This is a genomic window from Nocardia sp. GP40 (assembly GCF_050434125.1).
GTDB classification, from domain to species: domain Bacteria; phylum Actinomycetota; class Actinomycetes; order Mycobacteriales; family Mycobacteriaceae; genus Nocardia; species Nocardia albiluteola.
In genome coordinates, this window is record NZ_JBNPVW010000008.1 from 154627 (window position 1) to 176926 (window position 22300).

Here is a 22300-nt window from a genome sequence, read left to right on the forward strand (position 1 = left end):
CCGAATCGGCCTGTCACCTTTCCGGGCCCGGATCGGTCGGGGTTACGCAAGGCCGAAGAAGACTCGAGACAAGGACCCCTTCGAATGAAAAGCTCTACCCTCGCGATGCCCTGTATAGCGGCGGCAGCTCTCGTTGCCGGCGCGTTCGGGACCGCGTCCGCGGATCCGGTAGCGGACTCGTCGCGCGCCGTCGTCACCGACGACGGTTGGCAAGTGCGAGTCACCAAGGCCGCGGAGAATCTGGATCGCGTTCCGAATCTGGCCGGATCACCCTTCACCCGTGAGGGATTCGTCCGGCTGGAGGCAATCGCCGACATCTCCGGAAAGGGCCGGGTACCGGTCGACTCGGGGAGCATGGCCGTGGGATACGAGATCGGCTGCCAGGTCGATGTGTCCAACGGGCTGACCGTCGGGCTGTCCGCGGCCATCGGCCCCAACGTGGGGATCTCGGTCGGCGGGGTGAACGCGGGCGCGAGCGCCCTGGCAATTCCGAACGTGTCATTCGCCCCGAAACCGGGCACGATCACCACCGTGCCGCTGGCGACCAAGAAACTCACCGGCGCGCACGCGTCTGTCACGCTCGACCGGATACAGATCAAAATCGATGCCTGCATGGGCCCGGTGAGCCTGCGCTCCTACGCCATCGTGTCCACCTCGACCGCCGACGCCGACAATTCCGTCGCCGTATACGGCAACCCGATATGGTTGTGACACCGATGCGCGCCAAATACCTGCACTCGATAACGCTCGCGCTGGCAATATCCGCATGTTCGGTCCCCATCGCCCGAGCCGACACGGAGATGCCCGCCACCTGCAGCGACGCGCAACACTGCCGACCGTCCCCAGCGACAGACGGCCCCCGATCCGCGCCCCTGCCGCTGCAACAGCTTGTCCCGCCGCCCCGCAACCCGAAAAGCCCGAGCCCGTTGGATCCGGCCGCCGCACTAACTCCGCCACCGCCTGGTCCGCCCGCGACCGAACCCATCGTTCGGTAGCCGTCCCGGCACTGCCATCACATCGTGGCGCGCACTGCGCGCCCGGACGATCCGGCGCTCATCGCCATGCGGCGATGAGGTCGTCCGGCGTAAATCCCGTAACGCCCGGAACGCTGATACCTGACCGGGATACAACCAGCATCCGCGTGCTCTCGTCCGCGCCTGGCAGTTTCGAGCGATGCAGGTACAGGCGGGTCAAGTCGTGGCTGTCGAACTGCCTGTCGTCGAGCCACTTGATCGAGCCCACCGCAGTGATCGTCTTGGCGATGGGTTCCCTGTCCGCGCAGACGATGTCGATTTCCGGATCGTTGGTGCGTGTCCAGTAGCCCCCAATGGCATTGGTGGATTCGGGAAGCTGCTCCGGTAGGCGCCGAAGTGATTCGCGCACAATGGATTCAATTGCCCGACCGCGCCACGATGTCCAGCGTCGCTCGACCCGTGCAAGCGTGAGATCGCCACGGCCCCGCTCGATTTCGGACAGGTAGGGGCCGAGGAAGGCCAGCCAGAATCGCAAGTGGGGGTCGGCGACGATGTAGCGGGTCTCGCGGGAGGGCTGGGTCGACAGCGGCGTCAGCGCCTCGACGATGCGCTTGTCGGTCAGCAATCGCAGCGCCCGGCTCAGGCTTGCCGTGGGAAGATCCGCAGCCCGGCCGATCAGGGTGTGCGTGCGTTCCCCGGCCCCGATCGCACTCAGTACCCGCCGGGCTTGCGCATCCTCGGGGAACTCCGCGGCCAGTGCGCGCTCGCCGCTGACCAGCAGGGCCGATGTCGGGTCATCGACCACGTCGGCCAGGTATTCCGCCGGTGTCGCACCCTGCGGCCACTCGTCCAGAATCAGTGGCAGGCCGCCGGATACCAGGAAGGCGTCGAATGCCTCCGTGGCCGGAAGTCTCAGCATCTCCGCTACATCGGCAGGATTCAGCGACGGGACGACCATTTCACTCGCCCGCTGATGGAACGGCCGACCGTACTCGTTGAGGGCTTCCATCATCGCCAGATCGGATCCGATGCACAGTAGCAACATCGACTTGCGCGACAGTTCTCGATCGAACACCTTTTGCAGGCTGCCCTCGAAGCCCGGGTCGTTGCCGATGAGATATGGCATTTCGTCGATGACGACGACACTCGGCTGATCATCGGGCAGCACCGAGGCGAGCAGGGTCAGCGCAGCATCCCAGTCTCTGGGATGCTGCCCGGCAAACCGGGCCGCATCCGGCAGTGACGACAACTCGCCCGATTCGACGAACAGACGGAGATCCAGCTCGGCCGACCGTTGCGCGGACGCGGTGAAGTAAAGGAACGGCAAACCCGACCGCTCGACGAACTCCTCCGCGAGGCGTGATTTGCCGACTCGCCGACGCCCGCGCATGAGTATCGCCCGGCCGGGGCGGCCCGCGCGCCCACCGGCGACAACCCGCTGAATCGACCGATCGAGCAACCCGAGCTCACGCTGCCTGCCGATGAAGCCATCCAAGAGCGCCACCCTCTCCGAAGAATACTTCCAATCTTGATACTATCATCGATGATACGCATCACACTTGGATGCATTGCACACCGCGGGCGCGCTCGCGGCTGCGTCGCTCCTCACGCCGTTCGCGACCACGATGTGGTGCCACCCCTGGAACGCTGGAGCGGCATGGGATGGAACTCGACCTCAGGGGAGGGACTACGAGCAAGGAGAGTCCAGGCTCCGGGGCCTTACGGGCTCCGGATCGTCGGAAACCCGGACGCGGAATACCTGTCCTACCAGTGGGTAGGGTACGGGGACATGGCCGTGGACGGATGAGGTGAGCGGGTGACTGCGATGTTGGGTGCTCGCGACGCGATCGCCGACCGCTTTGTGCGCCTGTCCGGCCGGCTCGTCGCCGTGGGGTATGTCGCGGATCTGGTGCTCGTCGCGCCGGACCTGGAGAACCAGTCGCGAGGGGTCGAGTCGTGGTGGACGCCGTTCGCGATCGCCGTGGCGTTCGGGCCGGGGCTTGCGCTGGGCGTGTTGAGCTTTCATCGGGATCCCCGATGGATGCGCCGGGCCGCCGTGCTCGCGGTGGTGGGCTACCCGGTGACGCTCATCGCGTGGCTGGCCGCGTGGCACGGGGTTCCGCTGCATCAGGATCAGTGGCTTGGCGATGTACCGGCCCTGGCCGGGCTGGCGGCCGCGGTGGTCTGGCGGGCGCGGGCGAGCCTGCTGGCTCTCGCCGTCACCGCGGTGGCGGCCACGGTGGTCAATTACACGGCGCGGGCGCCGGAGGTCAACGTGCCCTTCGTCCCCGATCTGCTGTACGCGTTCAGTTACAGCGCGCTGTTCGTGGCGGCGGTCCTGGTGTTCATCCGCACCGGGCGATCGCTCGACACGGTGCAGAACGACGCGTTCGAGAGCTCCGCATCGTCGGCTGCCCTGCGCAGCCGCGCCGCCGAACGAGATCGATTCGCCGCGCTGACCCACGACTGGGTGATGTCGACGCTGCTGGCCGCGGCGCGCGGCGCCGACCGGGACGCGGTGCGGCGCCAGGCCCTGCAGACCCTCAACTACCTCGACGATCTCGAGCATCCGTTCGGCCGCGTGCTGGATGCACCGGCCGTCGTCTGCAGCCTGCGTGCCGCTGTCGCGCATATCGAGCCGGACCTGCCGATCGCGGTCGTCGTGGATCGCGGCGCCGAACGGTGGGGCTTCCCGGCCGCGGCGGTGAGCGTCACCGCCGCGGCGGCGGGCGAGGCCGTCCGCAACAGCATGCGGCACGCGGGATCGGACGCCCACCGCCGCGTCGATATCCGGGTCGACGGCGGCGGTTTCCGGGTCGCAGTCATCGACGACGGTGTCGGTTTCGACACCGCCGTGGAGCGCCCGGACCGGCTCGGCATCGCACTGAGCATCCACGCCAGGATGCGGCAGCTGGGCGGCGGCACCTCCTCGATCGTCTCCCGGCCGGGTGGGGGCACCACTGTCCGGCTGAGCTGGGCGGGCCCGATGGCCGAGCGTCACATCACCCCGGACACATGCCGAACCGTCGCGAACTCCCCCACCCCGCTGAGCATGCGGACCCTGCTGGGCATGCGCTCCCGCGCCGCGTGGGTGACGGTCGCGTTCTTCCTCGCCGCCTACGCCGCATCCCTCGCCGCCACCCCGGTGCTGTTCTCCCAGCCGTGGCCGATGCTCGCCTGCCTCGTCCTCACCGCGGCCGCGGGTGGCGCGCTGCTCGCCGTGCCGGGCGACCCGCCGCCCCTCGGGGCGTCGCTGGCCATCCTGACGGCCGGTGGTCCCGCGCAGTACGCGATCGTCTGCGCCGTGGCGTCGATGTCGGACAACACGACGGTGCAGGAATGGTCCCTGGGCTGCGCCACGGCGGTATGCGTATTCATGTGTATGCGTGGTCGCGTCGTACTCGCCTGGCTGACGATGGTGGTCCTGCTCGCCGAATTCGCCGTCCGGATGGGCCTGCCTACCGACGCCTCGCACGGGTTCACGGTCCCTTTCCTCTATCTCGCACCGCTGCTGGCCGCGACGTTCTTCGCCCGCATCATCGGCCCGGTCGCCAGCACGACGCTGGACCTGCGTGAGGAAACCCTGCACCGGATCGCCGCCCAGGCCGCCGACGCGGCCGCCGTCGCCGAGCGGGACCGGCAGCTGCATCGACTCGGCAGGCTCACCCGGCCGCTGCTCGAACTGCTCGCCAGTTTCGAACCCGTGGACGGCATCCGGAACGAATGCGCGCTGCAGGAGGCCGAACTACGCGACGCACTGCGCGCGCCCCAGCTCGCGCATCCACCGGTCGTCATCGCCGCCCGCGCCGCCCGCCGCCGCGGCGTCGAGGTCGTCCTCTACGACGAGCACGGCCTGGACGATCTCGACGCCGCCGTCGGAGACCGCGCCCGCGAGCAGGCCGTCGCCGAAATCCAGCGCGCCCGAGACGGATCCGTCATCGTCCGGATCCAACGCCCCGGCCGCCGGCCGCTGCTGACCATCGTGGCCGACGGATCCGCGGGCACCCGGCGCATCGAACTCGACGAGCACGCCCACCCGCTGCGGCAGGACCTGGAGGTGTAACCGCGACCGCTCAGCGGAGCCCGGCGAAGAGGTCGGTTTCCCGAGCCGGTGCGGCCGCGACGCGATTGGCATGCCGGACAAAGCTTTCGGTGGCGAACATCAGCTGCTGCAGTTCGGCGGGCATCCGCAGAAACGGCACGCTGTCGCCCTGGCTGGCGTGCGCCTCGAGCGCCTTCACCTTGCGCTGGGTATAGGCGGCCACGTCGACGACCGTGGTGATCTGCTCCTCGGGTGTGCCGAAGTCGTCCGGCGGGTCCTGGTCGATCATGCCCTGTGCGCGCAGCGTCGCGAACATCTCGCGGGAGCGTTCGCGCGGAATCGCGGTGTAGTAGAACTTGTCCGGGATATCCGTGGCCGCCGCCGCGGCGAGTGCGACGCGGTTGGCCTGGATGTGGTCGGGGTGGCCGTAGTTGCCGTTCTCGTCATAGGTGACGACCACCTGGGGCCGGTACTGCCGCATGAGATCCGCGAGGCGGGCGGCCGACTGCTCGACCGGGATGTTCCAGAAGGCTTCCGGATCCCGGTTGCCTTCCCACCCGTCCATTCCTGAGTCCCGATATCCGAGCAGCTCGACGTGCTCGATGCCCAGCAGCGCCGCCGACTCCTGAAGTTCGGAGAGTCGCTGGGCCCGTACCGCATTCGGATCGTGGCCGGGCTCCCCGGGCTTTATCCCGCCCGGCGCATCGCCCTGCTCGCCGTTGGTGCAGGTCACCAGGACCGTTCGGATGCCCTCGGCGGCATATCGCGCGAGGATCCCACCGGTGCTGATGACCTCGTCGTCCGGATGGGCGTGTACGGCCATGATCGTCAGTTGGTCGGCCATGAGTCCCCCGTCTGTGTGTGCTCGGCGCTTCGGTGCTTCCACTCTACGAATCAACACCGACAACCAGCGCCGGGATTCCGCCCGCCGGACGCCGGATCGGGTGCCACGGTCATTCGGCGAGGATCGGCAGCATCAGCGATGACGGGCGCTCGCGATCGTGGAACACCTGGAAGCCGCACCGCACACCGGCCACCGCGTCGGCGACGGGCTCGGCAGTGCCGTGATTGCGGCCGAATCGGGGAAATGCACCGCCGGCGACCTGCACCCGGAGCCGATGCCCGCGGCCGAACCGGTACGCCGTCGGGAACAACGGCACCTCGATCGGCCCGTCGGCCCGCTCCCGCAGTCGCAGGATGCCCTCGGTGACATTCCGGGACACCCCCTTCGCATCGACATCGCACAGCCGGACGAACAGATCGGCCCCGGCGCGTTCGGTGCGGACGTGCACTGTCGCGATCGGTTCGCCGACCACGTCCAGGTCCGCGGCCAGCGGTTCGCCGGTGTAGACGAGCACGTCCGGGCGGGCCTCGACCGCCCGGTTGTCCTGCTGCTCGGCCTTGCCGAACAGCAGCGGACCGCCGACCGAGGGGGTCGGATCGGACGGGTCGTAGGTGAACTCGTCCGGGCCCGCGTCGCCAGGCGCGTCACCGAGGCTGGGCAGATGGATCCGCCGCTCGACCGACTTGGGCGGCCACTCCTCGAAGTCCAGCCAGTGCCCGGCCCGTTGCAGGTGCACGCGCACCGGCGCCCGGCGCAGCGCGGCACGGTCGCCGAGCAGATGAGCGGCCAGGAAATCGGCCTGGTCGGCGATCATCGGCCGGAAACTGGCGGGGTCGCCGTGGCTCCACGGCCCGATCAGGATCCGCGCCGGATTCCCGGTCGCGCGCAACCGCCGGAAATCGCGTAGCTGCCCCGGCAGAAACAGGTCGTACCAGCCCGCGACCATGCTGACCGGCGTGCTCACGTCCTCGGGGCGGTGCACCGTCCCGGACCAGAACTCCGGGGTCTCCACATTTCCGGCAACGTCGGCCAGGAACCGCACCCGCCGTCCGATCGCCGCGACGTCCGCCCGCCCGACCGGCAGCGTCGCGGTGGCCGCACGGACGCGGCGGCGTCGCAGCGGCGCGCGAACCGTAGCGAACCGATCCTCCTGACGGCCGATCTGCGCCGACCATCCGACCATGTCGTCCAGGGCCAGCACACCGCCGGGATAGAACACGTCGGTGAAGTCCGAGGAGGTAACGCCCAGGCACATCGCCTCCAGCGGCGGATCGGCATAGGGTGCGATCGCCCACTGGGTATGCCCGAGATAGCTGGCCCCCGCCATCGCCACCCGGCCGTCGCACCAGGGTTGCGCACGCAGCCACGCCACGGTGGCCAGGCCGTCGTCCTTCTCGTGCAGAAACGGGCGGAACTCGCCGCCGGAGCCGAAGGTCCCGCGCGTGCTCTGATAGACCACCTGCAGTCCGCGCCGGGCGAACACCGGGCCGAACAGCTCGCTCAGCAATCCGCGGCGGCCGTACGGCGTCCGAATCAGCACCACCGGCATCGGATGCGATCCGGGTGGGCGATACCAGTCGGCCAGCAGCGTGACGCCGTCCGGCATCGGTATAGCAATGTCCCGGCGCACTACCGGCTCGGGCACCGTGGCCGGTGGCATGCGAAGGAGTCCGTCGACGATCCGGCCCAGCATTGATCCTCCTCTGAAATTTCGCCTTTCCATCGTTACCACCGGAATCCACGATTCCGCCGCAGATTCCCGCATCCGGCCGGGATAGAATCGGTATGGCTCGGGGCTCCCGGCGCCTGTTCGTCCGAGGCGCCGCACAGTCGAGGACGCGATATCCAATGACCAGCGCTTGCGAAACACCATTGAACCGGATTCGCGCCGCATGGCGCACCGGCCCGTACCCGTCGGCCCCGGCAGCCGCCACCCTGACGCGGCGCGCCGATCACTTCGCCGATGGGGTGCGGTTCCTGCTCGAGCAGCCCGGTGCGCTAGGCCGGGTGCGTGCGGCCACCGCCACGCTGGAGGACGACCCCCCGGTGGAAGCGCTGGTGCAGACGGTCCTGGAGACGGCGCTCTCGCTGACTCGCGCGGAACTCGGGAACGTACAGCTGGTCGACCCGGCCTCCGGTGCGTTGCTGATCACCGACCAGTCCGGGTTCGACGCCGAATTCCTCGAGCACTTCTCCGTCGTCGACGACGACAGTTCCGTCTGCGGCCGGGCCTCGCACGGCGATCAGACGATCCTGCACGACGTCGACACCGATCCCGGGTTCGCGTCGCACCGGGGCATCGCGGCCGCCGCGGGATTCCGATCCGTGCAGTCCACCCCGCTGATCGACTTCACCGGCAGGGTCGTCGGCATCGTGTCGACCCACTTCCCGCGCCCGCATCGCCCCACGCCCGCGGACCTGCAGATCCTGCAGCTGTTCGCCGACTATTCGGGTGACGCGATCTCCCGCAGCCTCGGCCCGCCCGCGGAAATACCGCCGCGAAACCATCACGCCCTCCCGTCCACCGCCGTCTCGCCGGAAACGATCGACATGGGCACCGAGTTCGCGGGCTCCGTCGTGGACCATCTACTGACGGCGCTACACCTGACCGGTCTGCGGCGGCTCGTCGGCGAGGGCGCCGCCTCCGCCCGGCTGCAGGCCGCCGTCGACACCCTCGACCGGGCCATCCACGATATCGAAAACCACACGCTGTCAACGCGATCCATACTCGACACACCATGAACTAGGGACCTCGCCGCCCTGTCTGCGTGCCCGTCCCCGATTTCACCGGCGCCCGAATCATCTCCACAGCGCCCTTACAGCCTTCTCACAGCGTCGCCGAGTGGAATGGAACTCGGCACACCCGACTGCGGCCCGGCCGCATGGTTCGGAAGAGGCGATGGCATTGCTGGAGGACGACCTCACTGGGGCGGTTCGCGGCGAGCGGACCGCGACCGCACGCGTCTTGGCGGAGATACGCCCGCAGATCGTGCACTATTGCCGGGCCCGGGTGAACCACATTTCCGGGAGCACGGTCTCCGCGGACGATGTCGCACAGGAGGTCTGCATCGCGGTCCTGCGCGCACTGCCCCGATACCGCGATGAGGGACGACCTTTCATGGCCTTCGTCTACGGCATCGCCGCACACAAGGTCGCCGACGCCTACCGCAGCGCCGCCCGTAACCGCATCATCCCGGTCGAGGAGGTTCCCGACCTGCCCTGCGATGACACCGGTCCCGAACAGCGGGCACTGCAATCCGAGGCCGCCCGTCGGATGAGCGATCTGCTCGGCGCCCTGCCGCCGCATCAACGCGAAATCCTGATTCTGCGTGTCGCGGTGGGACTCTCGGCCGCCGAGACCGCCGCGGCGGTGGGCGGCACCGCGGGGTCGATCCGGGTCGCCCAGCATCGCGCCATGACCAAGCTCAGGGCACTGGTCGCGATACGGGCCGAGACGGACGCCGTCGCTGCGGCGGACAGTATCGCAGCTACGACATGTGCATTCGCGCCCATCGGCGAATCAACGACGACCGGGATGGCCACGGTCCGCTAGCGCAGATCCCGCAGCCGATCGTGCCGCGGCACTCGCTCGGCGTGCCGAGGCGCTCGTGCAGCCGGGGCCCGAGCCGTCGCGATGGCGCTGGGACACGAGAGCGCCCTGCCCGCGGGATTGTCGCCCTCGCGATTCGCCTCTCCCATCGCATGAGATCGGTCCCCGCCGTCCAGATGTGCTCGGACAGCGGGACGACCCGGTCACGAGATCGACTCGGGACGCCTCGGCCTCTCAGTCGGCGAGGAATCCCCGGATGGCCCCGGCGATCTCGGCGGCGTGGGTCTCCAGGGCGAAGTGGCCGGTGTCGAGGAACTCGATCCGCGCGTCGGGGAGGTCGCGGCGGAAGGCCTCGGCGCCGGCGGGCAGGAAGAACGGATCATTGGCCCCCCACACCGCCAGGAACGGCGGAGTGTGGGTGCGGAAGTACTCCTGAAATTGCGGGTACCGGGCCACGTTGTTGCGGTAGTCCAGCATCAGGTCCAACTGCACCTGGTCGGCGCCGGCGCGGGCCAGGTAGTGGTCGTCCAGCGCGATGCCGTCCGGGGAGACCAGGGACTCGTCGGGCACGCCGTGGGTGTACTGAAAGCGCGTGGTCTCGGGGGTCAGCATCGTGCGCAGGGCATCGCGGTTGGCGGCCGAGGGATCCGCCCAGTAGGCCCGGACCGGGTTCCAGCCCTCGCTGAGACCCTCGACGTAGGCATTGCCGTTCTGGGAGACGATGGCGGTTATGCGGTCGGGGTGGGCGACCGCGAGCCGAAGGCCGGTCGGGGCGCCGTAGTCGAAGATGTAGACCGCGTACCGGTCGAAGCCGACCACGTCGGTGAAGCGGTCGATCACTGCGGCGATGCTGTCGAAGGTGTAGTCGAATTCCTTGTGGTCCGGCATGTCCGAGCGGCCGAACCCGGGCAGGTCGGGGGCGATGATGTGAAAGTCGTTGGCCAGCAGGGGAATCAGATCCCGGAACATGTGGCTCGAGGTCGGGAAGCCATGCAACAAAAGGAGTTTGGGGCTCCCCGGGGCGCCCGCCTCACGGTAGAAGATGCCGAAGCCGTCGACGTCGACCTTGCGGTAGCGGATTGCGGTCATGATGGTCATCCTTTGCTGTCGCTCCGAACGAGTAACCGTCTTAGTGTTATTTAGAAGGTTATGCATGGCACCAGTAACTTGTCAACCACATTCAAGGCGGTTACTCTTCGAGGTGAAGGAGGAGCCGATGACGCAGTCGACGCCCGCGCTGTTCCTGGCCGATTCGGCCGGGCTGGATTTCCTGAACTCGGTGGCTACACCGACGGATGCGGTCGTGGACTGGCTGGAGGACGGCGAGGGTCTGCTCGACTGGCTCCGGCAGGCGGACATGGTCCCCGAACAGGTCCTGGCCGACCTGCGCGAGCGCGCCCTGCCCGGCGAGCTCGAACGCCTGGCCGCCCAGGCCCGCACCCTGCGCGAGTGGTTTCGCGGCTTCGTCACCGAGCATCGCGGCCATCCGCTGACCGAATCCGTTCTCCCCCAACTGGATCCGATCAACGAGCTCCTGGAGCTCGACCGCCGCTTCAGTGCGATCGCAGGGCCTCCCGCCGGCACCGAGGGCCCCCTCACCCTGACCGACCGCCGCCGCTGGAATTCCCCCGACACCCTGCTACTCCCCATCGCCCAGGCCATGGCCGAGCTGATCTGCGACCAGGACTTCACCCACATCAAGTCCTGCGAGAGCCCCACCTGCACCCTCCTGTTCGCCGACCGCACCCGCGGCCGCGGTCGCCGCTGGTGCAGCATGTCCCTGTGCGGCAACCGCGCCAAACAGGCGGCCCACCGCCGACGCCACCGGGCCGCATCAGCACCGCCGGGGTAATCCGCCGAATCGTGCGTCCCGGTCCGAACGTCCCAGGGAGTAATCTGAGACATCCAGGTCGTCGAACCGAGCCGCCATGCATGAATTGGCCATCACCCAAAGCGTCGTGGACACCGTGTGCGAGCACGCGGCGGGCGCCCGGGTGCACAGCGTCACCGTCGAGGTCGGCGCGCTGTGCGCCGTCGTTCCCGAGGCGATGCAATTCTGTTTCGAACTGGTCGCCGAGGGAACCGTCGCGGAGGGCGCGTGCCTCGAGATAAGAATCGTCCCCGGCGCGGCCCGGTGCCGCAGCTGTGGCGCCGAATTCGGCCTCGCCGACCTCATCCTGCTGTGCCCGTGCGGAAGCGCCGATGTCGAGGTGCGTTCCGGACAGGAACTCCGTATCCGGACGATGGAGGTGAGTGAGACATGTGTGCAACCTGTGGCTGCGGCCAGGACTCCGCGGTGATCACGATTCCCCACGAACACCCGCATCACGACGATGGCCACCCACACGATCACGATCACCCGCACGAGCACGGCGCGCACGACCACGAGCATCCGCCGGCCACCCGGACGTTGACGCTGGACCAGAAGGTCCTGGCCAAGAACGACCGGCTGGCCGCCCGCATCCGGGCCCGCCTGGCCGAACGCAACATCCTCGCGCTCAATCTGACCAGCTCCCCGGGCGCGGGCAAGACCACCCTGCTCGAGCGAACCATCCGCGAACTCGGCGACGTGCCGATGGCCGTGATCGAGGGCGATCAGGAGACGCTGCTCGATGCCGAACGGATCCGGGCGACCGGCTGCCGCGTGGTCCAGGTCAACACCGGCGCCGGTTGCCATCTGGATGCGGAGATGATGCGGGGCGCCCTCGACGCGCTCGATCCGGCCGCGGGTACGCTGCTGTTCATCGAAAATATCGGGAATCTGGTCTGCCCGGCCCTGTTCGACCTGGGCGAGCGGACCAAGGTCGTGGTCATCTCGGTGACCGAGGGCGACGACAAGCCGCTGAAATATCCGCATATGTTCGCCGCCGCGGGCTTGGCGCTGATCAACAAAATCGACCTGCTGCCCTATGTCGATTTCGATGTCGAGACCTGCCGGCGGCACGCGAGGGCCGTCAACCCGGCAATCACGATCCTGCCCGTGTCCGCGACCACCGGCGACGGGCTTTTCCGCTGGTACCGATGGCTTTCCGAGCAAAGATCAATTCCGTCGAGCACCCTTGAGGATGCCAACGCACCCGCCTAGACTGACGTGATCAGGGTCACCGCACGGATTCGGTTCGCCGATATCTGGTAAGAGCCCGTTTCCGTGTGACCATCCGCTTCAAGAATGGTGGCACTCCATGCCAACTCGCGAAGCAGTCGAAGCCGAACAGGCCTTGATCCATGTTCTGTGGATAAACGCCGGGCTCAGTTGTGATGGCGATTCCGTGGCGTTGACTGCCGCCACTCAACCCAGCATCGAGGAAATCGCGCTGGGATCGCTGCCTGGTCTCCCCAAGATTGCGGTCCACTGGCCGCTGATCGATTACGAATGCGGCCCCACCGGCGGCGCCGACGACTTCCTCGAGTGGTTCTTCAAGGCCGACCGCGGCGAATTGGAGCCGTTCGTGCTCGTCGTGGAGGGCTCGATCCCGAACGAGCAGCTGCACACCGAGGGGTACTGGTGCGGCTTCGGCAACAACCCCGCCACCGGCCAGCCCATGACCACCAGCGAATGGCTCGATCGGCTGACGCCCAAGGCGACGGCGGTCGTCGCCGTCGGCACCTGCGCCACCTACGGCGGCATCCACGCCATGGCCGGAAACCCGACCGGTGCGATGGGGGTGCCCGACTATCTGGGCTGGAAGTGGAAGAGCAAGGCGGGCATCCCGATCGTCTGCGTGCCCGGCTGCCCCATCCAACCGGACAACCTGTCCGAGACGCTGACCTACCTGCTCTACATGGCCACCGGCCAGGCCCCGATGATTCCGCTGGACGAATCATTGCGCCCCACTTGGCTTTTCGGTGCGACTGTGCACGAGGGCTGCGACCGCGCCGGATACTACGAGCAGGGTGATTTCGCCACCGAATACGGCTCGCCCAAGTGCATCGTGAAGCTGGGCTGCTGGGGTCCGGTGGTGAAATGCAATGTGCCCAAGCGTGGTTGGATCAACGGGGTCGGCGGCTGCCCGAACGTGGGCGGCATCTGCATCGGATGCACCATGCCCGGCTTCCCGGACAAGTTCATGCCGTTCATGGACGAGCCGCCAGGCGGCAAGTTCTCGTCCACCGCATCGGGGCTGTACGGATCGGTGATCCGCAGTCTGCGCCACGTCACGACCCGCACGGTCGACAAGGAGCCGCACTGGCGGCATCGGGGCACCGCGCTGGAGACCGGCGCGACGCGCACATGGTAGGAGGACTGCGATGACTCAGATCATCCCGGAACCGTCGCACCGCAAGATCGACCCGGATGCCCTCGTGGAGATGGCGTGGGATCCGATCACACGCATCGTCGGCAGCCTGGGCATATACACGAAGATCGACTTCGACAATCGCGAGGTGGTCGAGTGTCACAGCACCTCCTCGATCTTCCGCGGCTACTCGATCTTCATGCGCGGCAAGGATCCTCGCGACGCGCACTTCATCACCAGCCGAATCTGCGGCATCTGCGGCGACAATCACTGCACCTGCTCGTGCTACTGCCAGAACATGGCCTACGGGGTGAAGCCGCCGCATCTGGGCGAATGGATCGTCAACCTCGGCGAGGCCGCGGAATACATGTTCGACCACAACATCTTCCAGGAGAATCTGGTCGGCGTGGACTTCTGCGAGAAGATGGTCGCCGAGACCAATCCGGGCGTCCTGGCCCGCGCCGAGACGGCGCTGGCGCCGCACGCGGACGCGCACGGGTACCGCACCGTCGCGGACATCATGCGCGCGCTGAACCCGTTCACCGGTGAGTTCTACCGCGAGGCCCTGCAGGTCAGCCGGTACACCCGGGAGATGTTCTGCCTGATGGAGGGCAGGCATGTGCACCCCTCGACGCTGTATCCCGGCGGTGTGGGCACGGTGGCGACGATCCAGCTGATGACCGACTACATGTCCCGGCTGATGCGCTACGTCGAATTCATGAAGAAGGTCGTGCCGATGCACGACGACCTGTTCGACTTCTTCTACGAGGCCCTGCCCGGCTACGAACAGGTCGGCCTGCGCCGCACCCTGCTCGGCTGCTGGGGTTCGTTCCAGGATCCCGAGGTGTGCAACTTCGCCTACAAGGACATGGAGAACTGGGGCCGCAAGATGTTCGTCACCCCCGGCGTGGTGGTCGACGGCAAACTGGTCACCACCTCCCTGGTGGATATCAACCTCGGCCTCCGAATCCTTTTGGGCAGTTCGTATTACGAGGACTGGTCCGACCAGGAGATGTTCGTGAAGACCGATCCGCTCGGCAATCCGGTGGACCGGCGGCACCCCTGGAACCAGCACACCAACCCCAAGCCGCAGAAGCGCGACCTGGACGACAAGTACAGCTGGGTGATGTCGCCGCGCTGGTTCGACGGCAAGAATCACCTCGCGCTCGACACCGGCGGCGGGCCGCTGGCCCGGCTGTGGTCCACGGCGCTGGCCGAGTTGGTCGACATCGGCTACGTGAAGTCCACCGGGCACAGCGTGCAGATCAACCTGCCCAAGACCGCGCTGAAGGGCCCGGTCGAGCTGGAGTGGAAGATCCCCGCGCACGGCAGCAACACGATCGAGCGCGATCGGGCGCGCACCTACTTCCAGGCGTACGCCGCAGCATGCGCGCTGCACTTCGCCGAGAAGGCGCTCGAGGAGATCCGCGCCGGGCGGACCAAGACCTGGGAGAGCTTCGAGGTGCCCGACGAGAGCATCGGCTGCGGCTTCACCGAGGCCGTGCGCGGTGTGCTCTCGCACCACATGGTGATCCGGAACGGCAAGATCGCCAATTACCATCCGTATCCGCCGACGCCCTGGAACGCCAGCCCGCGGGACAGCTTCGGCACTCCGGGGCCCTATGAGGACGCGGTGCAGGGCCAGCCGATCTTCGAGGAGAACGATCGCGAGCACTTCAAGGGCATCGACGTCATGCGCACGGTGCGTAGCTTCGATCCGTGCCTGCCGTGCGGGGTGCACATGTATCTGGGCAACGGGAAGACGTTGGAAACCCTGCACTCCCCCACCCAGACGCTGACCGCGGAGTAGTCCCGGGTCGGCCCGGCGACGGGAGAGGTACATGGTGAACGATCACCCGGCCGACCGGAACGACGCCGCAGCGCCCGACCGCTGGCGCGAGGCCGGCGATCGGATCGAGACGCTCCTGGACGCGTGCGCCGCGGGCGGCACCGCCGCCCGCGACCGCGCCGAACAGCTGCTCCACGAGGTGGTCGAGCTGTACGGCGCGGGGCTGGCGCGGATCGTCGCGGTGCTCGACGAGCCCACGGCCGAGCTGCTGGCCGCGGACGATCTGGTGGCGAGCCTGCTGCTCGTGCACGGCCTGCACCCGCAGGGCGTTCGCACCCGGGTGGGGGCCGCGCTCGACAGCGTGCGGCCGTACCTGGGCTCACACGGCGGCGACGTGACCCTGCTCGGCGTCGAGGACGGGGTGGTGCGGCTGGCGCTGGCCGGGAGCTGCCGTACCTGCCCGTCGTCGTCGGTGACGCTCGAGCTCGCCGTCGAGGAGGCCGTGCGCGCCGCGGCGCCCGAGATCGATGCGATCGAAGTGGTTGCCGCCGAACCGGATTCGGACCCAAGCGTGTTCTCGGCCGATTCGCTGTTCACCCGCGTGCGCGATGCCGCGCCGCGGACCGGCAGCTGGATCGCGGTCCCCGAACTGGCCGGGCTGTCCCCCGGCGAGGTCGGCGGATTTTCCATCGCCGGGCAGGCCGTGCTGGCCTGCCGCATCGGCACCGAGCTCTACGTCTACCGCGACCACTGCCCGGCGTGCGACAACTCGCTCGCGGGCGCGGTCCTGCACCGCCGCATGGGATTCCCGGTCGGTGACGCGGTGCTGCGCTGTCCGGTCTGCCAGGCACACTACGACGCCGTGCACGCCGGGGCGAGGGTCGATGGGAGCGGGCACCTCGATCCGCTGCCCGTTCTCGTCCGCGACGGCGAACTGTCGGTGGCCGTTCCCGCGGGGGTGGCGGGATGAACTCCTCGTTCCAAATCCTGCGGCGGCTGGCGGACACGCAGCCCGCTCCGACGCCCGCGGGCGAACGGTGCGAGATGTGCGCGGAGGCGATTCCCGGAGAGCACCAGCACGTGGTGAATACCGAAGGCAGGCAGCTGCTCTGCGTGTGCCGGGCCTGCTATCTACTGTTCACCGATCAGGCCGCGGCGCTGCGCTATCGCGCGGTGCCCGACCGGTATCTCGCCTTTCCCGGCGTTGTGATCGACGCGTCCGAATGGGACGAGCTGGAAATCCCGGTGGGCCTGGCCTTCTTCTTCCGCAATTCCACGCTCGATCGCACCGTCGCATTCTATCCCGGGCCCGCCGGAGCCACCGAATCCGAACTGCCGATGGAGCGTTGGCGCGCGATCGTGGACCGGCATCCCGAGCTCGGCACGCTCGCCCCCGATGTGGAGGCGCTGCTGATCCGCCGCCCCGACCGCGACACGGCGGGGGCCTGCCTGCTGCTGCCCATTGATGCCTGCTACGAGTTCGTCGGGCGAATGCGGCTGCTGTGGCGCGGATTCGACGGCGGCCAGGACGCCCGGCGTTACCTCGACGAGTTCTTCGCGGCCACCGCGGCCCGTGCCCGGCCGGGCAGGGGCGATTATGAGTGACGCGGTCACCTTCGCGGTGTTGGAGATCCGGCCCGAGCCTTACGCGGTGACGCCGATGCTCTCCGCGCGAGTGGGCATCGCCGCGGTCACCGACGAGCCGGTGCACGCCATCGCATTGCGTGCCCAGGTCCGGATCGAACCGCGCCGCAGGGCCTATTCCGACGAGGAGGGCGCGGGCCTGCTGGACCTGTTCGGGCCGCGCGAGCGCTGGCACGATACCCAGCGCACGTTCCTTTGGATGCACTGCGCCACCATGGTTCCCGGGTTCGACGGCGGCGCCGAGATCGACCTGCCGATGCCGTGCACCTACGACCTCGAGGTGGCCGGTTCCAAGTACATGCATGCCCTGCGGACCGGCACCGCGCCGCTCGTATTCCTGTTCAGCGGGACGGTATTCAGCAGGGGCGCCGGCGGATTCACCGTCCAGCAGGTGCCCTGGGATCGCAACGACCCGTTCGACATGCCCGTCGCGGTGTGGCAGGACCTGATGGCCGCGCACTTCCCGAATACCGGATGGCTGCGGCTCTCGCGCGAAACGCTCGAGCAGCTCACCGCCTTCAAGGCCCTGCACGGCCTGCTCGGCTACGACGAGACCGTGGCCGCATTGCTGGCCGCTCACCAGGAGGAACGACCGTGAGCGCGGCCGGATACGGGCAGGGCGCGTGGGCCGGGGCTCGCGCGGTGGCCGATGCCGTCCTGTACGAGGGATATCTGCTCTACCCCTATCGGGCGAGCGCGCGAAAGAATCAGTCCCGCTGGCAGTTCGGGGTGCTCGGCCCGCCCGGAGCCGAGGAGGCGGGCCTGGGCGAGGGTTCCGGGCTGTCGGCACAGTTCCTCGTCGAGGCGGAGCCCGCGGCCACTCTCACACTGGCCGTGCGATTCCTGCAGCTGCAGCGGCGCACGATCATCGACCCGGCCGGGCAGGCCGTCACCGAGATGTCGGTGGGCGGGCAATCGTGGCTCAGCTGGGACGAGGCGATCGAGCAGGAGATCGTCCTCGGTCCGATCGCAGTGTGCAACAACGCCTTCGACTTGCAAGTCGACGGCGACCGCGAGGCCGAGGAGATCCCGGCAAGCGACCCCGTCGGCCGAATAGTGCGGGAGCGGAGGTCACTTGCAGGGCGGCTCGAGCTCACCGTCGACGATGTGGACGGCATGCGGCGTTGCACCGTCGTCGCCCGGAACACCGGGCCGGCCGCCGCGGACCGGGACGATGCCATCGCGCACTCCTTCATCGGTGCGCACCTGATCGCCGAAATCACCGACGGCGCTTTCGTATCCCTGCTGGACCCCGCACCGGCCGCGGCCCCGGCAGCCGCGGCCTGCGTGCAGCACCGGTGCTTCCCGGTGCTCGCGGGCCCGGTCGGATCCCATGCGCTGCTGCTGATTTCGCCGATCATCCTCTACGACCACCCGGAGGTCGCCGAGCAGAGCGAGATTCCCCTGTTCGACTCGACCGAGATCGACGAGATCCTCACCCTGCGCGTGATGACGCTGACCGACGAGGAGAAGCGTCAGGCCCGGGCGACCGACCCGCGTGCGGCGCAGATCATCGACCGTTGCGAGGCCATGACTCCCGAGCAGATGCGGCAGCTGCACGGCGTGCTGCGCGATCCCGCCGCGGGTGGTCCCCGGGTGCTGCCCTCCGTCCCCGACGGCATCGATTGGTGGGATCCGCTCGCCGACAACGCCGTTGCACCCGACTCCGATGCTGTGCCGATCGCCGGTGTGCTGGTGCACAAGGACAGCCGGGTACGCCTGCACCCGGCCCGGCGCGCCGACGCGCACGACCTGTTCTACGCCGGACGGACCGCGCGGGTGGTCACCGTGCACGAGGACGTCGACGGAGAGGTGCACATCGGCGTGGTCGTCGAGGACGATCCCGCCGCGGATCTGCACGAATGGTACGGCCGCTACCTGTATTTCGCCCCCGACGAGATCGAGCCGCTGGACACCCCGCACCCGCAGTACTGAGAACCCACGAAAGGAACACTCCGCCATGGAAACCGTAGGAATTATCGCGACCGTCATCGTCGCAGTGATCGTGCTGACGGTGGCAGCCGCCGGCATCCGCTCGATCCCGGATCTCCGGCGCTACCTGAAGATTCGGCACATGTGACGCGGATGAGCGGCCGCGTGCTGGTCGCCGGGATCGGCAACATCTTTCTCGGCGACGACGGATTCGGATCCGAGGTGGTCCGGCGGTTGCGCGCGGACCCCGGACCGGATGTGTGCGTGCGCGACTACGGGATCCGCGGCATGCACCTGGCCTACGACCTGCTCGACGGCTGGGATGCGCTGGTACTGGTGGACGCGCTGCCCCGCCGGGGCACGCCGGGAACCATCGAGATCCTGCGCGCCGAACCCGGGGCGAGCCGCACGGACAGCGGTTCGAACTCCGACAGTGGAGGCCGCGCAGGCGGTCTCGACGCGCACGCGATGGATCCCGAGGCCGTCTTCGCCGCTGTGCGCACGCTGGGCGGGGTCGTCCCGCCGACCGTGATCGTGGGCTGCCGGGTCGAAACGGTGGCCGAGGGCATCGGGCTCAGCGGCCCCGTCGCGGCGGCGGTCACGCCCGCCGTGGCCGCGATCGAAACGGTGCTGGCCGATCTGCTGGATCGACAGGAGGTGTGAGCGATGTGCCTCGGAATCCCGGGCCGGGTCGTGGAGATCCTCGACGGCTACCACGACCAGGTCGCCCTGGTCGACGTCTCCGGTGAGCGGCGGAGGGTGAATATCGGTCTGCTGGAGGAGAATCCGGCACGGCCCGGCGACTGGGTGATCATCCACATGGGCCTGGCGGTGGAGAAGACCGACGCGGACGGCGCGGCCGCCGCGATGGCCGGACTGCGGCTGCTCGGCTCCGGGGAGGAGCCGTGAGCACCGGCCGGATCCGCCGCCGCCTGACCGTCCGCGGCGTGGTCCAGGGCGTGGGCATGCGGCCCTTCGTCTACACCACCGCCGCCGAGCTCGCCCTGTCCGGCCGGGTATCCAACGACAGCTCCGGGGTATTCATCGAGATCGAGGGTGCGCCAGCGGATCTCGACGAATTCGCGCGGCGGCTGCGAACCCGGCCGCCACCGCTCGCGGTCATCGAATCGGTCGAGCAGGCCGAGATCCCGGTCCGCGGCGGCACCGGATTCCACATCGCCGAGACCACCCGCGGCGGCGGGCGTACCCTGGCCTCCCCCGACGTGGCCCTGTGCGCCGACTGCGAGGCCGAGCTGCGCGATCCGGCGAACCGCCGCTATCGGCATCCCTTCGTCAACTGCACCAACTGCGGCCCCCGGTTCACCATCATCGCCACGCTGCCCTACGACCGGTCCGGCACCTCGATGGCGGAGTTCCCCATGTGCGCGGCCTGTGCCCGCGAATACGCCGATCCGAGCGACCGGCGCTTCCACGCCCAGCCGATCGCCTGCCCCGATTGCGGTCCCACACTGAGCTATTCGGAGATAGGTTCTGCCGAACAGCGCGAGCCCACTACGGACGGCACAGCTTCAGGTGATTCCAGGGCAGGCATATCCGACTCGAGCTCGACCGGTCCGCGCAAGCCGGATGCCGTGCTCGCCGTCGACCCGATTGCGGCCGCACGGGACCTGCTGCGCCGCGGTGGAATTCTCGCGGTCAAGGGTATCGGTGGCTATCACCTGGCCTGTGATGCCGGAAATTCCGCCGCCGTCACCGAGCTGCGCCGGCGAAAGCGCCGTGGCGACAAGCCCTTCGCCGTAATGGTGCCGGGCCTCGATGCCGCGCGGGAGATCGTCGAGGTGGACGATACTGCAGCCGCTCTGCTGACCGGGTCCGCCCGCCCGATCGTCCTGCTCCCCAGGCGCGACACCGCCTACCCTGTCGAGGCCGTCGCGCCGCGCAATCCCGATCTCGGTGTGCTGCTGGCCTATACGCCGATCCATCTGCTGCTGTTCGGCCTGCCGGGCGATTCGCCCGGTCCACAGACACTGGTGATGACCTCGGGAAACCTTGGTGGCGAACCGATCTGCTACGACGACGCCGACGCCCGGGACCGGCTGAGTGGGCTGGCCGACGCCATCCTGTCCCACGACCGCCGCATCCTGGTGCCCTGCGACGATTCGGTGATACGCGTGGTGGACGGGCTCGAGCTGCCGGTCCGCCGCTCGCGCGGCTACGCCCCGCTGCCTCTCACACTGCCCGCGGCGATTCCGGCGACCCTTGCCGTCGGGGCGGACCTCAAGAACACCTGCGCGGTGGCGCAGGGCCGCTACGCCTGGCTGAGCCAGCACGTCGGCGACATGGACGACCTGGCCACCCTGCGCGCCTTCACCGAGACCGAACACCACCTCGAGGAACTCACCGCGGTGCATCCCGTGCAGTTCGCCGCGGACGCACATCCGCGCTACCGCTCGACCGAGTGGGCCCGCCGCCATGCCGGTGCGCTCCCGGTACACCTGGTGCAGCACCACCACGCCCACATCTGCGCGGTGATGGGCGAGCACGGCCTCGACCTTGACGTCTCGGTGCTCGGATTCGCCTTCGACGGCACGGGTTTCGGCCCCGACGGCGCGATCTGGGGCGGTGAGGTGCTGCTCGCGGGGTACAAGGGGTTCCGCCGCCTGGCGCATCTGCGATACGTACCGCTGGCCGGTGGCGACGCCGCCGTGCGCCGGCCGTACCGGATGGCGCTGGCGCACCTGTGGGCCGCCGGAATCGAATGGTCCGACGATATCGCCGCGGTGCGGGCCTGCTCGCCGGCGGAACGCACGGTACTGGCACGACAACTCGAGACCGGATTCGGCTGTGTTCCCACCTCGAGCATGGGCCGGTTGTTCGACACGGTCGCCTCGCTGGCCGGGGTGCGGCACACCGTCGACTACGAGGCGCAGGCCGCGATCGAGCTGGAGGGCCTGTCCCGGGTGGCCGAATCCGATGGCGCCCGTTATCGATTCGGGCTGCCGGAGGATCTCGAGAACGCGGAGATCGATCCGGCGCCGGTGCTTGCGGCGGTCATCGCCGATGCGCGGCAGGGGATTTCGCCCGCCGCGATCGGGGCCCAATTCCACGACGCGGTGGCGCACCTGGTGCTCGACGTCGCGGTGCGCGCCGCGCCGCCGGACACGACCGTGGCCCTGGCCGGTGGCGTGTTCCAGAATGCGCTGCTGCTGAGCGCCACGCGGCGGTTGTTGCACGACAACGGCTTCACCGTCCTGAGCCATCACCGACTGCCGCCCAACGACGGCGGCCTCGCGTTCGGTCAGCTGCTCGCCGCCGGGGCGAGCTGAGCG

At 68.6% G+C, this 22300-nt stretch carries 21 protein-coding genes; 17 read left to right on the plus strand and 4 right to left on the minus strand.

Annotation, left to right across the window (positions count from 1 at the left end; all coding sequences use genetic code 11):
* Nucleotides 1–84: 84 nt before the first annotated feature.
* Complete coding sequence (locus tag ABH933_RS24640) at nt 85–711, plus strand: MspA family porin (RefSeq protein WP_245400888.1); 627 nt, start codon at nt 85–87, stop codon at nt 709–711.
* 342 nt (nt 712–1053) lie between these two features.
* Here the strand turns inward: ABH933_RS24640 and ABH933_RS24645 are convergent, their stop codons facing one another.
* Entirely contained in the window at nt 1054–2478 is a 1425-nt protein-coding gene (locus ABH933_RS24645) for an ATP-binding protein (protein WP_429421143.1), read from the minus strand.
* Between the two features lie 321 nt (nt 2479–2799).
* Here ABH933_RS24645 and ABH933_RS24650 point away from each other — a divergent pair, with 321 nt between their 5' ends.
* Nucleotides 2800–5037 carry a sensor histidine kinase gene (locus ABH933_RS24650; RefSeq protein WP_429421392.1) on the plus strand — a complete coding sequence of 746 codons (2238 nt, stop codon included), beginning with the start codon at nt 2800–2802 and terminating at the stop codon, nt 5035–5037.
* Between the two features lie 10 nt (nt 5038–5047).
* Here the strand turns inward: ABH933_RS24650 and ABH933_RS24655 are convergent, their stop codons facing one another.
* Complete coding sequence (locus ABH933_RS24655; RefSeq protein ID WP_429421141.1) at nt 5048–5860, minus strand: PIG-L family deacetylase; 813 nt, start codon at nt 5858–5860, stop codon at nt 5048–5050.
* 109 nt (nt 5861–5969) lie between these two features.
* The gene (locus ABH933_RS24660) at nt 5970–7553 is read right to left on the minus strand and encodes a CocE/NonD family hydrolase (RefSeq protein WP_429421139.1); all 1584 of its coding nucleotides are present in this window, start codon (nt 7551–7553) and stop codon (nt 5970–5972) included.
* A gap of 155 nt (nt 7554–7708) precedes the next feature.
* On the opposite strand from ABH933_RS24660, the gene ABH933_RS24665 reads away from it, so the two are divergent.
* Both ABH933_RS24665 and ABH933_RS24670 read left to right on the plus strand, forming a co-directional pair.
* Nucleotides 7709–8602 (plus strand): GAF domain-containing protein, encoded by an 894-nt coding sequence (locus ABH933_RS24665; RefSeq protein WP_429421137.1) that lies wholly within the window; start codon nt 7709–7711, stop codon nt 8600–8602.
* A 157-nt stretch (nt 8603–8759) separates the two neighbouring features.
* Nucleotides 8760–9413 (plus strand): sigma-70 family RNA polymerase sigma factor, encoded by a 654-nt coding sequence (locus tag ABH933_RS24670; RefSeq protein ID WP_429421135.1) that lies wholly within the window; start codon nt 8760–8762, stop codon nt 9411–9413.
* Between the two features lie 231 nt (nt 9414–9644).
* Here ABH933_RS24670 and ABH933_RS24675 read toward each other — a convergent pair whose 3' ends face one another.
* Nucleotides 9645–10499, minus strand: a complete 855-nt coding sequence (locus ABH933_RS24675; protein ID WP_429421133.1) for an alpha/beta fold hydrolase — start codon at nt 10497–10499, stop codon at nt 9645–9647.
* A gap of 127 nt (nt 10500–10626) precedes the next feature.
* Here ABH933_RS24675 and ABH933_RS24680 point away from each other — a divergent pair, with 127 nt between their 5' ends.
* From ABH933_RS24680 to hypF, 13 genes are all read left to right on the plus strand, one after another.
* A complete protein-coding gene (locus ABH933_RS24680) occupies nt 10627–11262 on the plus strand; it encodes a CGNR zinc finger domain-containing protein (RefSeq protein WP_429421131.1) in 636 nt (211 codons plus the stop codon).
* A 76-nt stretch (nt 11263–11338) separates the two neighbouring features.
* Entirely contained in the window at nt 11339–11710 is a 372-nt protein-coding gene (hypA, locus tag ABH933_RS24685; protein ID WP_429421129.1) for a hydrogenase maturation nickel metallochaperone HypA, read from the plus strand.
* Nucleotides 11671–12495: a hydrogenase nickel incorporation protein HypB gene (gene hypB / locus ABH933_RS24690; RefSeq protein WP_215917492.1), complete on the plus strand. Its 825-nt coding sequence runs from the start codon at nt 11671–11673 to the stop codon at nt 12493–12495. Before hypA ends, hypB begins: the two co-directional genes overlap by 40 nt.
* Nucleotides 12496–12592: 97 nt before the next feature.
* Nucleotides 12593–13648, plus strand: coding sequence for a hydrogenase expression protein HypE (locus ABH933_RS24695; protein ID WP_429421127.1), 1056 nt, complete (start codon nt 12593–12595; stop codon nt 13646–13648).
* A 10-nt stretch (nt 13649–13658) separates the two neighbouring features.
* The gene (locus ABH933_RS24700) at nt 13659–15455 is read left to right on the plus strand and encodes a nickel-dependent hydrogenase large subunit (protein WP_429421125.1); all 1797 of its coding nucleotides are present in this window, start codon (nt 13659–13661) and stop codon (nt 15453–15455) included.
* A gap of 31 nt (nt 15456–15486) precedes the next feature.
* A complete protein-coding gene (locus tag ABH933_RS24705) occupies nt 15487–16404 on the plus strand; it encodes a NifU family protein (protein WP_429421123.1) in 918 nt (305 codons plus the stop codon).
* Entirely contained in the window at nt 16401–17039 is a 639-nt protein-coding gene (locus ABH933_RS24710) for a DUF5947 family protein (RefSeq protein ID WP_429421121.1), read from the plus strand. The genes ABH933_RS24705 and ABH933_RS24710 overlap by 4 nt, the downstream gene beginning before the upstream one ends.
* Nucleotides 17032–17676: a DUF6084 family protein gene (locus tag ABH933_RS24715; protein ID WP_429421120.1), complete on the plus strand. Its 645-nt coding sequence runs from the start codon at nt 17032–17034 to the stop codon at nt 17674–17676. The genes ABH933_RS24710 and ABH933_RS24715 overlap by 8 nt, the downstream gene beginning before the upstream one ends.
* Complete coding sequence (locus tag ABH933_RS24720; RefSeq protein WP_429421118.1) at nt 17673–19013, plus strand: hypothetical protein; 1341 nt, start codon at nt 17673–17675, stop codon at nt 19011–19013. Before ABH933_RS24715 ends, ABH933_RS24720 begins: the two co-directional genes overlap by 4 nt.
* Nucleotides 19014–19038: 25 nt before the next feature.
* A complete protein-coding gene (locus ABH933_RS24725; RefSeq protein ID WP_429421116.1) occupies nt 19039–19158 on the plus strand; it encodes a DUF6893 family small protein in 120 nt (39 codons plus the stop codon).
* A gap of 5 nt (nt 19159–19163) precedes the next feature.
* Nucleotides 19164–19673: a hydrogenase maturation protease gene (locus ABH933_RS24730; RefSeq protein WP_429421114.1), complete on the plus strand. Its 510-nt coding sequence runs from the start codon at nt 19164–19166 to the stop codon at nt 19671–19673.
* Nucleotides 19674–19676: 3 nt separating this feature from the next.
* Nucleotides 19677–19919 carry a HypC/HybG/HupF family hydrogenase formation chaperone gene (locus ABH933_RS24735; protein WP_215917484.1) on the plus strand — a complete coding sequence of 81 codons (243 nt, stop codon included), beginning with the start codon at nt 19677–19679 and terminating at the stop codon, nt 19917–19919.
* Nucleotides 19916–22297, plus strand: a complete 2382-nt coding sequence (gene hypF, locus ABH933_RS24740) for a carbamoyltransferase HypF (protein WP_429421112.1) — start codon at nt 19916–19918, stop codon at nt 22295–22297. The genes ABH933_RS24735 and hypF overlap by 4 nt, the downstream gene beginning before the upstream one ends.
* The last annotated feature ends 3 nt before the right edge of the window (nt 22298–22300 follow it).